At 70.6% G+C, this 13,142-nt stretch carries 11 protein-coding genes; 8 read left to right on the top strand and 3 right to left on the bottom strand.

The genetic code is table 11. From position 1 onward, the window contains the following. Positions 1-47: 47 nt before the first annotated feature. Positions 48-1,952 carry a CocE/NonD family hydrolase gene (locus ACQEVY_RS19505; RefSeq protein WP_432950204.1) on the bottom strand — a complete coding sequence of 635 codons (1,905 nt, stop codon included), beginning with the start codon at positions 1,950-1,952 and terminating at the stop codon, positions 48-50. A gap of 320 nt (positions 1,953-2,272) precedes the next feature. Here ACQEVY_RS19505 and ACQEVY_RS19510 point away from each other — a divergent pair, with 320 nt between their 5' ends. Genes ACQEVY_RS19510 through ACQEVY_RS19525 form a run of 4 tightly spaced genes read left to right on the top strand, consistent with a single transcriptional unit; the run spans position 2,273 to position 6,512 of the window. Beyond that, the gene (locus tag ACQEVY_RS19510; protein ID WP_432950206.1) at positions 2,273-3,847 is read left to right on the top strand and encodes an AbgT family transporter; all 1,575 of its coding nucleotides are present in this window, start codon (positions 2,273-2,275) and stop codon (positions 3,845-3,847) included. Between the two features lie 22 nt (positions 3,848-3,869). After that, positions 3,870-4,961: a DUF5937 family protein gene (locus ACQEVY_RS19515; RefSeq protein ID WP_432950208.1), complete on the top strand. Its 1,092-nt coding sequence runs from the start codon at positions 3,870-3,872 to the stop codon at positions 4,959-4,961. A 47-nt stretch (positions 4,962-5,008) separates the two neighbouring features. Beyond that, entirely contained in the window at positions 5,009-6,085 is a 1,077-nt protein-coding gene (locus ACQEVY_RS19520) for an endonuclease/exonuclease/phosphatase family protein (protein WP_432950210.1), read from the top strand. Then, positions 6,075-6,512, top strand: coding sequence for a nuclear transport factor 2 family protein (locus tag ACQEVY_RS19525; protein ID WP_432950212.1), 438 nt, complete (start codon positions 6,075-6,077; stop codon positions 6,510-6,512). The genes ACQEVY_RS19520 and ACQEVY_RS19525 overlap by 11 nt, the downstream gene beginning before the upstream one ends. Before the next feature lie 9 nt (positions 6,513-6,521). Here the strand turns inward: ACQEVY_RS19525 and ACQEVY_RS19530 are convergent, their stop codons facing one another. Then, entirely contained in the window at positions 6,522-7,628 is a 1,107-nt protein-coding gene (locus tag ACQEVY_RS19530; RefSeq protein ID WP_432950214.1) for an NAD(P)/FAD-dependent oxidoreductase, read from the bottom strand. A gap of 290 nt (positions 7,629-7,918) precedes the next feature. Between ACQEVY_RS19530 and ACQEVY_RS19535 the strand changes: the two genes are divergently transcribed. From ACQEVY_RS19535 to ACQEVY_RS19550, 4 genes are all read left to right on the top strand, one after another. Further along, positions 7,919-8,131, top strand: a complete 213-nt coding sequence (locus tag ACQEVY_RS19535) for a DUF2997 domain-containing protein (RefSeq protein WP_432950216.1) — start codon at positions 7,919-7,921, stop codon at positions 8,129-8,131. Further along, entirely contained in the window at positions 8,128-8,805 is a 678-nt protein-coding gene (locus ACQEVY_RS19540) for a 4Fe-4S single cluster domain-containing protein (RefSeq protein WP_432950218.1), read from the top strand. The genes ACQEVY_RS19535 and ACQEVY_RS19540 overlap by 4 nt, the downstream gene beginning before the upstream one ends. 162 nt (positions 8,806-8,967) lie before the next feature. Next, positions 8,968-10,542: an AAA family ATPase gene (locus tag ACQEVY_RS19545; RefSeq protein ID WP_432950220.1), complete on the top strand. Its 1,575-nt coding sequence runs from the start codon at positions 8,968-8,970 to the stop codon at positions 10,540-10,542. Between the two features lie 67 nt (positions 10,543-10,609). Then, positions 10,610-11,017 carry a DUF1257 domain-containing protein gene (locus ACQEVY_RS19550; RefSeq protein WP_432950222.1) on the top strand — a complete coding sequence of 136 codons (408 nt, stop codon included), beginning with the start codon at positions 10,610-10,612 and terminating at the stop codon, positions 11,015-11,017. Positions 11,018-11,055: 38 nt separating this feature from the next. Here the strand turns inward: ACQEVY_RS19550 and ACQEVY_RS19555 are convergent, their stop codons facing one another. After that, complete coding sequence (locus tag ACQEVY_RS19555) at positions 11,056-12,663, bottom strand: hypothetical protein (protein WP_432950224.1); 1,608 nt, start codon at positions 12,661-12,663, stop codon at positions 11,056-11,058. Between the last annotated feature and the right edge of the window lie 479 nt (positions 12,664-13,142).

The following is a 13,142-nucleotide window of genomic DNA, read 5'->3' on the forward strand; positions in this document are numbered from 1 at the left end:
GGTGGCTTGAGTTGGGCCTTGAGCAGGCAGGTTTTCCGGGCGTACGGCTACGCGAGCCCGTCCGCCCCTCCCTCCACCCACACCCGCACGTGCGACGGGTGCCCCGCATCCATGTGCACGGTGTTCGTGGCTACGGCGGTGCGGCGGGCCGCTGCCTCGGGGGTGCCGGTGTTGGTGTTGACGTCGAAGCGGGGGAAGTTGCTGGAGGAGATGTCGAGGCGGATGCGGTGGCCGGCGGTGAAGCGGTTCGCCGTGTCGGGGGCGGTGACCTCGATCTCGTACACCTGGCCCGGAGTGAGCAACTCCGGCTTCTCGGTGGAGCGGTGGAAGCGGCAGCGGGCGATGCCGTCGGTGAGGTTCATGGCGAAGCCGTGCGGATAGTCGGCGTTGGGCGGGTGGACGTCGATCAGCTTGATGGTGAAGTCGGTGTCCGGGGCGGTGGTCGAGATGTGGAGCCTCGCCGACACCGGGCCGGCCAGCACGACGTCCCGCTCGAGGGGTGGGGTGCTCAGGCTGATCACGTCCGGGCGGGAGTCCAGCGGCAGATACGGCTCGCGCGCTCCGTACACCCGGGCGTCCGGGGCGTTCTGGTCGTAGGCCCCGCCGCTCATCACCGGCTCCCCCGAGGTGACTTGGCCACCCATGGTGGGGACCGGGTGGCGCGGGTCGAAGTCGTACGTCACCGATGCGGCGGCCACCGTGGGCGGGTTGACGTCGAGGGTGCCGTCGGCGGTGAGGTACAGGTCGACCGGTGCCGTCGCCGTCGGCGGCCACCAGGTGTCGGCGCGCCACTCCCCGCCGTGCCGCATCCGCCCGGCCGCGTCCCGCCGCCCGTCACCGCCGCCCATCAGGAAGTACTGGACCGCGGGGAGGTCTGAGTCGCTCGCCCGGCCCAGCGCCCGGTCGAACCAGCGGCTGCGGAACTCCAGGTAGGACGGGGCGAGGTTGCCGTCCAGTGGCGCCCGCGGGCCGAAGTCCACGTCTCCGGCGTACGTCTCGCAGCGGCGCCCGTGCGTCCACGGGCCCATGACCAGGTAGGCGGGGGCCGACTTCAGCTCGCGCAGGGCGGTGAAGTTCTCGATGGTGGAGCGGACGTAGGGGTCGTACCAGCTCCCTATGTGCAGGCTCGGCGCGTCCGGGAAGCGGTCGTAGAAGCCTCGCCCGTAGATCGCCGGGTTGCGGTAGTAGTCGCCGAAGGTGTCCTGGCGCCACTGCTCCAGCAGGAAGTCCTCGTACGCCGCCAGATGCCGCAGCGGTGTGCAGCCCGGCCGCCACGGCATCGCGCCGAACCAGCCCGCCACGTCCACCCGTGACAGTGCCTCGGACAGCACCGGATCCGCGGCGGCCTCCGGGCTGGTCACCGCCTGCCGCAGGGTCCAGGTCACCTGCTTCAGCTCGAAGGCGCCGCCCATCCGCATCCCCGCGTCGTACGCGGAGGAGAAGCCGCCCGAGTCCTGCACCATGGCGGCGAGCCCCTCCACCCCCTCGGCGGCCGCGGCCGCCTGGACGTGGGCCGAGTAGGACACGCCTGTCATCACGACCCTGCCGTCGCACCACGGTTGGTTCCTGAGCCAGGCGATCGTGTCGGCCCCGTCCGGGCCCTCGCCGAGGTACTTCACGAACGTTCCCTCACTGTCGCCGCGGCCCCGGCAGTCCTGGCGTACGACGTGGTAGCGGGCCTCGGTGAAGTGCCGGGCGATGTCCTCGGGTTGCGGGACCGGTGCGTCGCCGCGGTCCTGGTCCGAACCGCGCTGCGCACGCCGGCCGTACGGGGTGCGCTCCAGCAGTACGGGAAGCACGGTCGTTTCCGGCGCGGGTGAGGCGGAGTACAGGTCGGCGGCGAGATGGACGCCGTCCCGCATGGGGATGCGCAGGGTGCGGCGCCACAGGGCACCGCCCCGGAGGGGTTCGGGGCGGTGGGCATGGGGGGCGTCAGTGTCGTACGAGGTCACTCCCGTGACGCTAGGCAACGGCCCGGAACATGGCGATCACTTGACGTCATCAGGTCAACTGTTCCGCCGGACGGTGACGGGACCGGACGCGGGTCCTACTGTCAGCGCAACCCGGGAACGCCCCGCGTTCCCTCCCGGCGGATCGTGCCCGGCTCCGGGCTCCCTTTCGCACCACTGCTCGCGGCCCAGCCGCGCCATGCCCCCGTTCCCCTTCCCCGTCTCCTCCCCTTCCCCGTCTCCTCCCCTTCCCCGTCTCCTCCCCTCCCCCCGCTTCCCTTCCCCCCTCTTCCGTCATCTCCCAGTCCTCACAGGAGGCCGCCATGAGCACACCCGACACCCGCCCCGAGGAGGTGCAGGCCGCCGAGCCCGACGAGGGGGGCCGTGGCTCCCGGCTCCTGGACCTGGTCGAGCGCGCGGGCAACGCACTGCCGCATCCGTTCTGGCTGTTCTGGATCCTGTGCGGGGTCGTCGCCCTCGCCAGCTGGGTGCTGAACGTCTCCGGGCTGCGGGTCGAGGACCCCTCGTCGGGTGATCAGGTCGGCGTACGCAACGCCCTGTCGGCGGACGCCGTACGGGACCTGATCACGGGCGCCGAGGAGTCCTTCGTCACCTTCGGCCCGCTCGGCATCGTGCTGATGGTGATGCTCGGCGTCGCGGTCGCCGAACGGTCGGGGCTCTTCGAAGCCTTGGCCCGTCGCATGCTGTCGGGCCTGTCCCCGCGCACCGTCGTCCTGGGCGTGGCCCTGGGCGGCGTACTGGGGAAGTTCCTGTCCGACTCCGCGTATGTGGTCCTCATCCCGCTCGGGGCGGTGGCCTTCCGTGCGGTGGGCCGCTCCCCCATGCTCGGCATGATCGTCGCGTTCGTGTCCATCAACGCGGCGGGCGACGCGAATCCGCTGATCGCCCCGGGTGACGCGCTGTTCGCCTCCGTGGCCACCGAGGCCGCGCACCTCGTCGACAAGGACGTGACGGTCCGGGCGACGGACAACATGTACTTCACCACCGTCTCGGCGTTCGTCCTGGCCGGCACCATCGCCCTGGTCGTGGACAAGATCCTCGCCAAGCGCGAGCACCGCCTGATTCCCGACGCGGACCTGGAGGCGGCCGCGGCCCAGCAGGTCGTCGCGGCCGGGGTCGACGACGCCACCGAGCGGCGGGCCCTGAAGCTGACCGGCCTTGCCGTGCTCGCCTACGCCACGCTGATCGTGCTCGCGATGCTGCCCGCCTCGTCGCCGCTGCGCGGTGAGGGCGGCGCGATCGTGGAGTCCACCTTCATGAACGCCATCGCCGTCTTCCTCACCGTCTTCTTCCTGCTGATCGGCGCCGTGTACGGGTGGCTCACCGGGCGGATCAGCGGGAGCCGCGCGATACCGGAGTTCATGGCGGACGGGGTGCGCTCGATCGCACCGCTGCTGGTGCTGTTCTTCGCGGTGTCGCAGTTCCTCGCCCTGTTCAAGTGGACCAACATCTCGACGGTCGTCGCCGTCGAAGGGGCGGATTTCCTACGGGAGTTGGGGGCGCCCACGCTGGTGCTGTTCTCCCTGCTGATCGTCGCGGTCGCGTTGATGAACCTCGTCATCACCTCCGGTTCCGCGCTGTGGACGCTGGTCGCCCCCGCCCTCGTACCGATGCTGATGCTGCTCGGCACGAACCCGGCCACCACCATGGCGCTCTACCGCATCGCCGACTCCTGCACGAACTCCATCACGCCGATGAGCACGTCGTTCATGCTCTGTGTCGGCTACCTGCAGACGCTGCGCCGCAAGGCCGGCATCGGCACCCTGGTCTCCTTCACGCTGCCCCTCGCCATGATCATGCTGTTGGTGTGGGTGCTGCTGTTCTTCGTCTGGTACCTGCTGGGCATCCCGCTCGGTCCTGGCGCACCGGTTCGGTGAACTCCCGCCGTACGCTGACGGCGTGAGCATCGTCCTCGACCTCGGAGGGCTCGGCCCCGCGGATGTCACCGCCGGGCCCTCCGCCCTGTCGGAACTGATGGCGAGCCTGCACGTGCTCGCCGAACCCGAGCACCACCCGGAGGCCGCCGGCTGGGCGGCCCGCGCCGCCGCGGCGGGACCGGAGCTGCACGAGGAGCTGTCCGTGTTCGCTCCGCTGTGGGCCCGCTTCCGCTGCCGCCTCTTCTTCCCCCGTACGTTGCCGCCGACGACGGACCTCTACGGCGAACTGGCGGCGATCGCGGCCTTGCCGACGGAGGACTTCCTGGAGCTGGTGGCGCCGGGCGTTCTCGGCACCAACGTGCTGCCCGTGCCGCCGGCCCGCGAGCTCCGCTCCGGCACCACCGCCGCGGAGGACTACGTACGCCGCTGCCTGCGCCGCTCCTACGCCCGCGGTGAGCTGGCCCGGCAGCTGGTGGCGGCTCCGCTGGAGCTACGGGACCGGCTGCTGGCGGTGTTGCGGGCGGCCGACACGGCGTTCTTCGCGGAGGGTTGGAGCACGCTGCGGCCGGCCCTGGAGGACCACGCGCGGGAGGTACGCCGCCGGCTGGCGCAACGCTCGCCCGCGGACGTCCTCACCGAGCTGCTGCCGACAGCGGCCCGGGTCGGCCCCGGGGAACGGGTCCGGCTGGACAAGCTGCAGACCGACGAGGTGAAGGTGGCCCCGCGCCCCCTCGTCCTGGTCCCCTCCGCCCGGGTGTGGCCACACCTGACGGTCAAGAACGAGCACCCGTCGTGCGTGGTGGTGCAGTACGCGGTACGCGGCACCACCCCGGCCGGACAGCTGACCCTGCGGGACCTGCACCACCGCCTGATGGCCCTGACCTCGCCCGCCCGCATGGAACTCTGCCGCCACCTCCTGGGCGAACCCATCACCACCTCAGAACTCGCCGCCCGCCTAGGCTCCACCGAACCCCAGGTCTCCCGAGCCCTACGCACCCTGCGAGAAGCGGGCCTGCTCCGCTCCACCCGAGACGGCAAGCTGGTACGCCACCGACTCGCCACGGACGTCATCCAGCGACTGGGCCACGACGTCCTCGCGACCGTGGCGCGGTGAACCGCCCGGCGGGCAAAGCGCGTCCTCCGTCCGAGCGAGGAGGTCCTGTGGTCGTACGAGGGGTGCGCGACGCGCAAGAACGGCGACGTGGGCGGCGGTGGGAGTACGGGCTCGTCGCGTGCGCCCTCTGCGTTGCCGGGCTGCTGGTCCTGCATACCGCCGTGCCCAACTGGGTTGGGCGTCTTGGGAGTTTCCTGGAGACGTTTCTGCCGTGGCTGGGGGTGGCCGTGCCGGTGCTGGGCGGGGTCGCGCTGCTCAAGCGGTCGGTGGTGGGGCTGCTCGCCTGTCTGGTGCCCACGCTTGCCTGGCTCTGGATGTTCGGCGGGCTGTGGTTCGGCTCGTCGCCGGGCTCGTACGACCTGACCGTCGTCCAGCACAACGTGGCCGACGACAACTCCGAACCCTCCGCCACCGCACGGGCGCTGCTCGGCGCGCGCGGCGACCTCGTGGCCGTACAGGAACTGACGCCCGCGGCGCGCGCCGCGTACGAGGACGTCCTGGGCGGCTCGCTCCCCCACCGGGCGGTACGCGGCACGGTTGGACTCTGGTCCGCCTACCCCCTGTCGGACGTCCGGCCCGTGGACATCCGCCCCGCGGGCTTCCCCGACAGCTGGCAACGCGGACTGCGGGCCACGGTCGCCGCGCCCGAGGGCGAGGTCGCGGTGTACGTGGCCCACCTGCCGTCGATCCGCCTCGGCGCGACCGGCCTGGCGTCGGCGGCCCGCGACGAGAGCGCGACACTGCTCGGGAAACGGATCGCGGCCGACCCGGCCGAGCGGCTCCTGCTCGTGGGCGACCTCAACGGCACCGTGCAGGACCGCGGGCTGGATTCACTCACCTCCCAACTGTCCGCTCCCGACGAGGGGTTCGCGTTCAGCTGGCCGACTTCCGTGCCGGTGGCGCGGATCGACCACGTGCTCGGCAAGGGGACGGAGGTGACCGAGGTGTCGACCCTGGACTCGACCGGAAGCGACCACTTGCCGATCGTCGGCCGCGTACGTCTTGACATGACGCCCACCGTCCCGTGGCCCAACTCGCCGAACTCATCGCCCCGTTCCGCCCTTACCTCCGAGGTAATCGACGCTCCGTCAGCATCCCGGCAGGCTGTGCCCCATGACGACTGACACCACGCACACCGCCACCGAAACCGCTGACGCCACCCGAGCCACCGTCCAGAAGTTCCTCGCCCTCCGTCTCGCCGGGGATATCGAGGGGCTCACCGCGCTCTTCGCGGACGAAGTCGACTGGATGCTCGCCGAGAATCCTGTGGTCCCGTGGATCAGGCCCCGCTCCACTGCCGCTGAATGCGCCGCTCAGGCTGCGGAGTTGGCCGAGCACACCGTGGCTGAGGACGCCCGCGCGTCCGTCGACACGATCCTCGTCGACGGCGTCGATGCCGTTCTGATGGGGCACCTCTCGGGGACCGTCCGCGCGACGGGCAAGTCCTTCGCGGGTCCCTTCGCGCTGCGGCTCAGCGTCGAGGATGGGCGGATCACCCGGCACCACCTGTACGAGAACAGCGTGTCGATCGCTGCGGCGTGTACTCCCTGACGCAGAGGCTCAGGCTGCGGTGTACCCCAACTGCCGCCGCATGTACGGGGTCATGAGGTTCTTCGCTTTGGCCAGGGTGCTGGTGCGGCCGCCCAGGACCGCTGTTTCGCCGCCTGGTACCGGGAGCATAGTTACTCCGTCTGCCGGGCCGAAGGGGACGATCAGTGGGGTGCGGTGGATCGGGCGGTAGAAGCGGGGCTCCTTGCGGTGCTTGCCCGAACTCTGGAGGTACATGCGGATGTTGTGGGCGGCCAGGTCTGCTTGGGCGAGTGCGGCGGGGGTGAGTTTCAGTTCGCTGATGTTGTTCACGTCGCCTACCGCGAAGACGTCCTTCCAGCCCTCTACCCGGAGGGACTTGTCGACCTTGACCTGGCCGGCCGGGTTCAGCCAGTCGCCGTGTCCGGCCAGGCGGAGCCAGAGCGTGTTGGGGGTGGTGCCCGTGGTCCAGAAGGAGAGGTCGGCTTCGATGATGGTGCCGCGGGCGTCGCGGTAGGTGCCGAAGTCGTAGCCGGGGGACATGAAGGAGTCGAGCCGTACCTCCACCTCGTGGGACTCCAGCCAGGAGCGGGCCTTGCGCCCCGCCCGTGCGCTGCCCGTGGAGTCGAGCAGCGCGGGACCGGAGTGGGCGAGCGTGACGCGGGCGTCCGGGCGGGCCAGCCGTATCTCGGCGGCGAGTTCGACGCCGGAGGGACCGCCGCCGACGACGAGGGCATGCTCGGCGTGGGCGATGTTCTGCTGGTGCTCGGCGAACGACTTGGCCGCCTCTTCGGGCGTCGTGCCGGTGAAGCGGGCCGGTTCGGGGTAGTCGGCGCCGGTGGCGATCACCACCACGTCGTACGGCAGCCGTTCACCCGTGGCGAGCGCCACCTGCCGTTCGGTGGTGTCGATGCGGACCACCTTGCCCACGGCCACCTGGCCCTTGGTGAGCAGTCGGTCGTACGGGATGAAGGGCGCCCCCGTCCACTCCGGGTCCACGCCCGCGCGCAGTGAGGCGATGCGGTGGAAGAAGACCTCTTTGCGGTCCACCAGCGTGACGCGCGCCTGCCCGTCCAACCGTTTCGCCAGACGGACGCCCGCATAGCCGCCGCCGATCACCACTACGTCGCGGTCCCGCACGTCAACTCTCCTGTGCCTTGTGGGGGTAACGGGGCCGCGACACATGCCGTCGTGTTTCGGCAACCCGACTGCTGGCGAGCGTATGACTTGAAACTTAAAGTTGCGGTTTTGTTTGGTGTGAATTGTGTGAAGTGACGTGACGAATGAGCCGATGTATGGCCCGTCTCGAGGAACGGTCCTGACCGGGCGGGCGGATTCTGCCGCTTCGGCCCCCTTCCCTTCGGGACCCCTCCCGGCCGACCTGGACCACTGTGAAGCTGACGTATGGACCGGGGAGAGGGAGAGGGCATATGGAGTTGCAGGAAGTCGAGGTGTTCATCGCGCCGGACGGGACCACCCGGATTGAGGTGCGCGGAGTCGCCGGGGCGGGGTGTCTCGATCTCACCGAGGATCTGGAGAAGGCGCTCGGTGGAGAGATCGTGGAGCGTGAAATGACCGCGGAGGCACAGGAGTTGCTCCAGGAGCGGGTCGATGAGCGGCTGCGGCGCGGGCCGGGTTCATGAGCGGACGGCAGCCGCCGGGCCGACCTCAGCCGGGCCAGCCCCAGCGGGGGCAGCCTCAGCAGCGGGGCCTCCGCCTCCACGGCTTCGAGCCGTACAGCGCCGCCAACGGGCCCGGCACCCGCGCCGTGGTCTGGGTGCAGGGCTGCACGCTCGGCTGTCCCGGGTGCTTCAACCCCGAGACCCATGAACGGGGCGTCGAGCGGGGCCTCGAGGAGACGCCCGTGGACGAGCTGTTCGAGCGCATCCGGAGTCTCGGTGACCGCATCGAGGGGGTCACGATCAGCGGCGGCGAACCCCTCCAGCAGCGCGAACCGGTCCTGCGCCTGCTGGCCCGCATCCGCGCCGAAACCCCCCTATCCGCCGTCCTGTTCACCGGATACCGCTGGCCGGAGGTGACCCGTATGCCGGACGCCGAGGCGCTGTTCGCGAGCGTCGACGTGCTGCTCGCCGGGCGGTACGAGTCCGCGCGGCGCATCGCCCGCGGTCTGCGGGGGTCCGCCAACAAGACGGTGCACCTGTTCGGCGACCGGTACACGCTGCACGATCTCGAGGCGGTACCGGACGCGGAGGTGGTCATCCACCCCGACGGCCGGCTGACCCTCACCGGCATCGACCCGTTCGCCCCTGCCCCGGTGCCCGCGGATCCGCCAAGCGCTCGGCTGGAGGCGCAGTGATGACGCTGCGGGCCGGTGGGGGCTGGTCGCGCAGTTCCCCGCGCCCCTTGGGGGCCTGCGGCCCCCTCGATGCGCGGTATCGCACCGGGCTTCCCCGAGGCCGCGTTGATCAACATCAGCCATTCGACATCGAGGTACCGAGTGACGAACGACCATAGCCGCATGAGCTTCGACAAGAATGGCCGCCAAAGTGCCGCCGCCAACGGCCAGTTGACCTTCGAAGCCGAGCTCGACCTCTTCCTGCGCGCCCGCTACACGCTCATAGTCGTCGTCACCCTCGAAGAGGAACGTGCGCTGCAGGCGATCGCCGAGGTCTGTGAGCGTGGGCGGCGGCCCTGTCTCGCCTGGGATCTGGCGGACGGGTTCGAGGCGCTCAGTGGCAAGCCCGGCAACCTGCCCACCGCGAAGGATCCGTTGACCGTGATCCAGCAAGTGGAGAAGGCGGACGGCGACATCACCTTCGTACTGAAGGATTTCCACGACTGCTGGTCCAACCCCCAGGTGAAGCGGAAGCTGCGCAACACGGCGCAGCGGCTGAAGTTCACCCGTAAGTCCATCGTCGTCATATCGCCGACCCGTACGGTCCCCGAGGAGCTCAAGAACGAGACCGAGGTCCTGGAGCTCCCGCTGCCCGACAGCCGCCAACTCGACGGCGTACTCAGCGGGTTGACCAAGACGCCCGGCATCAAGGTCGATCTGACGCCGGGCGGGCGGGAGAAGCTGGGGCAGGCGGCGCTCGGTATGACCGCCGCGCAGGCCGGGCGCGCGTACGCCAAGTCCATCGTGCGCGACGGCGCGTTGGACGATCGGCACATCGAGTCCGTCGTACGGGAGAAGAAGGAGGTCATCCGGGAGAGCGAGGCGCTGGAGTTCTATCCGGTGCACGAGACCCCGGACGACGTGGGCGGGCTCGACGTACTGAAGCAGTGGCTACGGCTGCGGGAGCGCGCCTTCACTCAGGAGGCCCGGGATTACGGGCTGCCGGCGCCCAAGGGCATGGCGCTGATCGGCATCCCGGGCACCGGCAAGAGCTTGACCGCGAAGATGATCGGCGGACTGTGGCGGCTGCCGCTGCTGCGTCTGGACGTCGGCGCGCTGTTCGGCTCGCTGGTCGGCGAGGCGGAGGAACGCACGCGCCGGGCCCTGCGCCTGGCCGAGACGGTGGCGCCGTGCGTGGTGTGGATCGACGAGATGGAGAAGGCGCTCGCGCACGGCGGCGGCGACTCGGGCACCAGCACCCGTGTGTTCGGAACGATCCTGACGTGGATGCAGGAGAAGACGGCGCCCTGTTTCGTCGTCGGTACCGCCAACGACGTCTCCAGCCTTCCGCCGGAGGTGCTCCGCAAGGGCCGTTTCGACGAGATCTTCTTCCTCGACCTGCCCACCGCCGAGGAACGCGCCGAGATCTTCTCCGTGCACCTGCGCAAGCGGCGCCGCCTGCCGAGTGACTTCGACATCGCGACGCTGGCCGCGCGCTCCGAGGGCTACGTGGGCGCCGAGATCGAGCAGACGATCGTGGACGCGATGTACGTCGGGTTCCACCAGGACCGCGAGTTCACGACGGACGACATCCTCGCCGCGCTCGCCCGCCAGGTGCCGCTGTCGGTGTCCCAGCGCGAGACCATCGGGGCGCTGCGGACCTGGATGCGGGAGGGTCGCGCACAGTCCGCTTCCTTCGACGAAGCGGTCGAGGCGGAACGGCAGTTCGTGGTTCCGCTGGAACCGCTGGGTCCCTGACAGGTCCGGGCCCCCGAAGGCCCCAACTCCCTTATCCCCCTCAAGGTTCACTTCCTGGAGGTCCTCCATGTCGCACTTCACCACCATGACCACCCAGATCACCGACCCGGACGCCCTGCGCGCCGCGCTCGCGGACGTCGGTTACGGGGACGTCGAAGTCCATGACACCGCCCAGCCGCTGTACGGCTACCAGGGCGACCAGCGCGCCGACCGCGCCCATGTCATCGTCCGCCGCGCCCATATCGGCTCGGCCTCCAACGACATCGGCTTCCTGCACCAGGACGACGGCCGCTACCTGGCGGTGATCAGCGAGTACGACCGCAGCAAGCACGACGAGACCTGGCTGGGAAAAGTGACCGCCCGCCACGCCTACCACCTCACGGCCAGCACCCTGGAAGCCCAGGGCTTCAGCATGGCCGAGGAGACGGTGGAGCGGGACGGGACGGTCAGGATGGTGCTGCGGCGGTTCCAGTGAGCGTCCCCGAAGGGACCGAATGAGTCAGACCATGTGAGTCAGACCGTCGGCTCGAGGGGCTCGGTGAGGTCCGGCAGGGTCGGGAAGTCGGGGAGGTCGGGAAGCCCCGGGTAGCTGCTCCCGCTCACCATGTACGCGCAGTTGGTGTACTCGTAGCCGGGTTCGATGCTCATGCCGTCGGCCTCGTTCGTGACGTCCTCCGTGTCGTCGCCGGCGTACTTGATGAGGGTGTGGTACTCGCCGGCGGGCAGGTTGAGAAAGTCGGTCGGGTAGTAGGTGGAACTGTTCTTGCAGGCGACGTCCTGGGCCGCCGCCCTGCTGGAGTACTTGGTGCAGCCGTCGCAGGCCGCGAGGGTGATGCGGCCGGTGACCGGGCCGGTGTAGAGGAACTCGACCGGGGTCGGGGAATCGTTGCTGATCTCCAGGGGCATCTTGGCGCCGCCCGGACTACGGAACTGCGGCAGCTTCTTGCCCGCCTCCGGCCGCTCCTCGGCGATCTCCGCGGCGATGGCGATCTTCCAGGCGCGCTTCGCGTTCTTGTTGTCCTTGTACGTGTCGGCGAAGGCGCTGAGCGTGGCGGCCGCCGCGCCGAACTTGTCGTCCTTGAACTCGTCGACCCCGCAGGCGTACGTGCCGGACTCCACCGCGTTCTCGGCGTCGGTACGCAGCCCGTCGCCGGGACTGCCCTCGGGCAGGCCGCCCACGGTCGTGCTGATGGCCTGCAACTTCTCGTTGGCCGGGCAGGGGTCGTTGCCCTTCAGCGCCTTGGACTGGTCGGCGATCTTCGCGCTGACGGCCGGTCCGACCTTGGCGGCCGGTTCCGAGTCGGCGAAGTCCCGCAGGAGTTCGGCCAGTTCCCCGCCGTTCGCCGTCGATGTGGTCGCGGCGTCGGAGCCGAGGTTCGTGATGCCGCACTCGTAGAGCGAGGTGGCGAGGGGCTCCTCGGGCCAGGACGTGAGGGAGCCGAACTGCATGCCCTTCATCCGGTCGGGCACCTTCCACAGATACCGCAGCGGTTCCAGGGCCTCGCAGTACTCCTTCTCGCGGTACGGCGCGGCGACCTTGTCGTAGAACCGGTCGAGGCTGTCGGGGACGCGGTTGGCCGCCCGGCTGCCGGGATGGTCGTCGCCGAGCGCACGGTAGGCCTTCAGCGCGCGCTCGTAGTCGTCCTTCGCCTCGGCGAAGCCGCCGTCGCGCTGCGAGGCGGTGGTGACCAGCCGGTCCGTCTTGTCGAGCCGGTCGAGGAGCATCTGCTGGTACGCCTCTTCCCGCGCCGCCTCGTACCCCACCGCGCTACCGGCCGGCACGACGAGCAGCGCGAGCCCGAGCCCGGCGGCGACCATCGGCCGCACCGGCAACGTCAGCCGCGTACGGCGTCCCAGCCACGCCCCGTGGGCTGCGGCCACCACCAGTACGAGGCCGTACGCCCACACCGCCCCGCCCGGCACCCCGTCCGGGTCGGCGGGCAGCGCGGCCACCAGCAACCAGCCGGTGGCGATCCAGCACAGGGCGGCCTGCGGCCAGCGCCGCATGAATACGTACCCGAGCCCGAGCCCGCTGAGGTTGAAGAGCCCGGCTGCCGCGGCCCGCCACGAGTCCGGCGGCGCGGCATCCTCGGGCTCGTCCTCCGGCAGCGTGTAGGTCAACCACTCGGAGGCCGGGGGGACGGAGGGCGGGCTTTGGGGGAGCGGGGGTGGGGGTGAGGACGGGGGCGCGGGCGGCAGCGGAGGTACCACCGGCGCAGACGCCGCGGGCCCGGGCGGTGCCGGAGGTACGTCGGGCGCGGACGGAGGTGCGTCCGGCGCGGACGATGCGGGCCCGGCCGGCACCGGAGCTTCCGACGCGGAGGACGCAGGCTCGGGCCACGACGGAGGTACGTCCGGCACGGTCGATGCGGGCTCGGACGACGCCGGGGGTACGTCCGGCGGAGGCGGCGCGGACGACGCAGGCGGCGCGGACGGAGGTACTTCCGGCGCGGAGGACGCCGGCTCGGGCGACGACGGCGGCGCGTCGGCCACGGACGATACGGGCTCGGGCGACACCGGAGGCACGTCCCGCGGAGGCGGCGCGGACGACGCAGGCTGGGGCCCCGGCGGAGTCGCGTCCGACGGAGGCACTTCCGCCG

It is taken from the genome of Streptomyces sp. CA-288835 (assembly GCF_050936385.1).
Classification (GTDB): Bacteria; Actinomycetota; Actinomycetes; order Streptomycetales; family Streptomycetaceae; genus Streptomyces.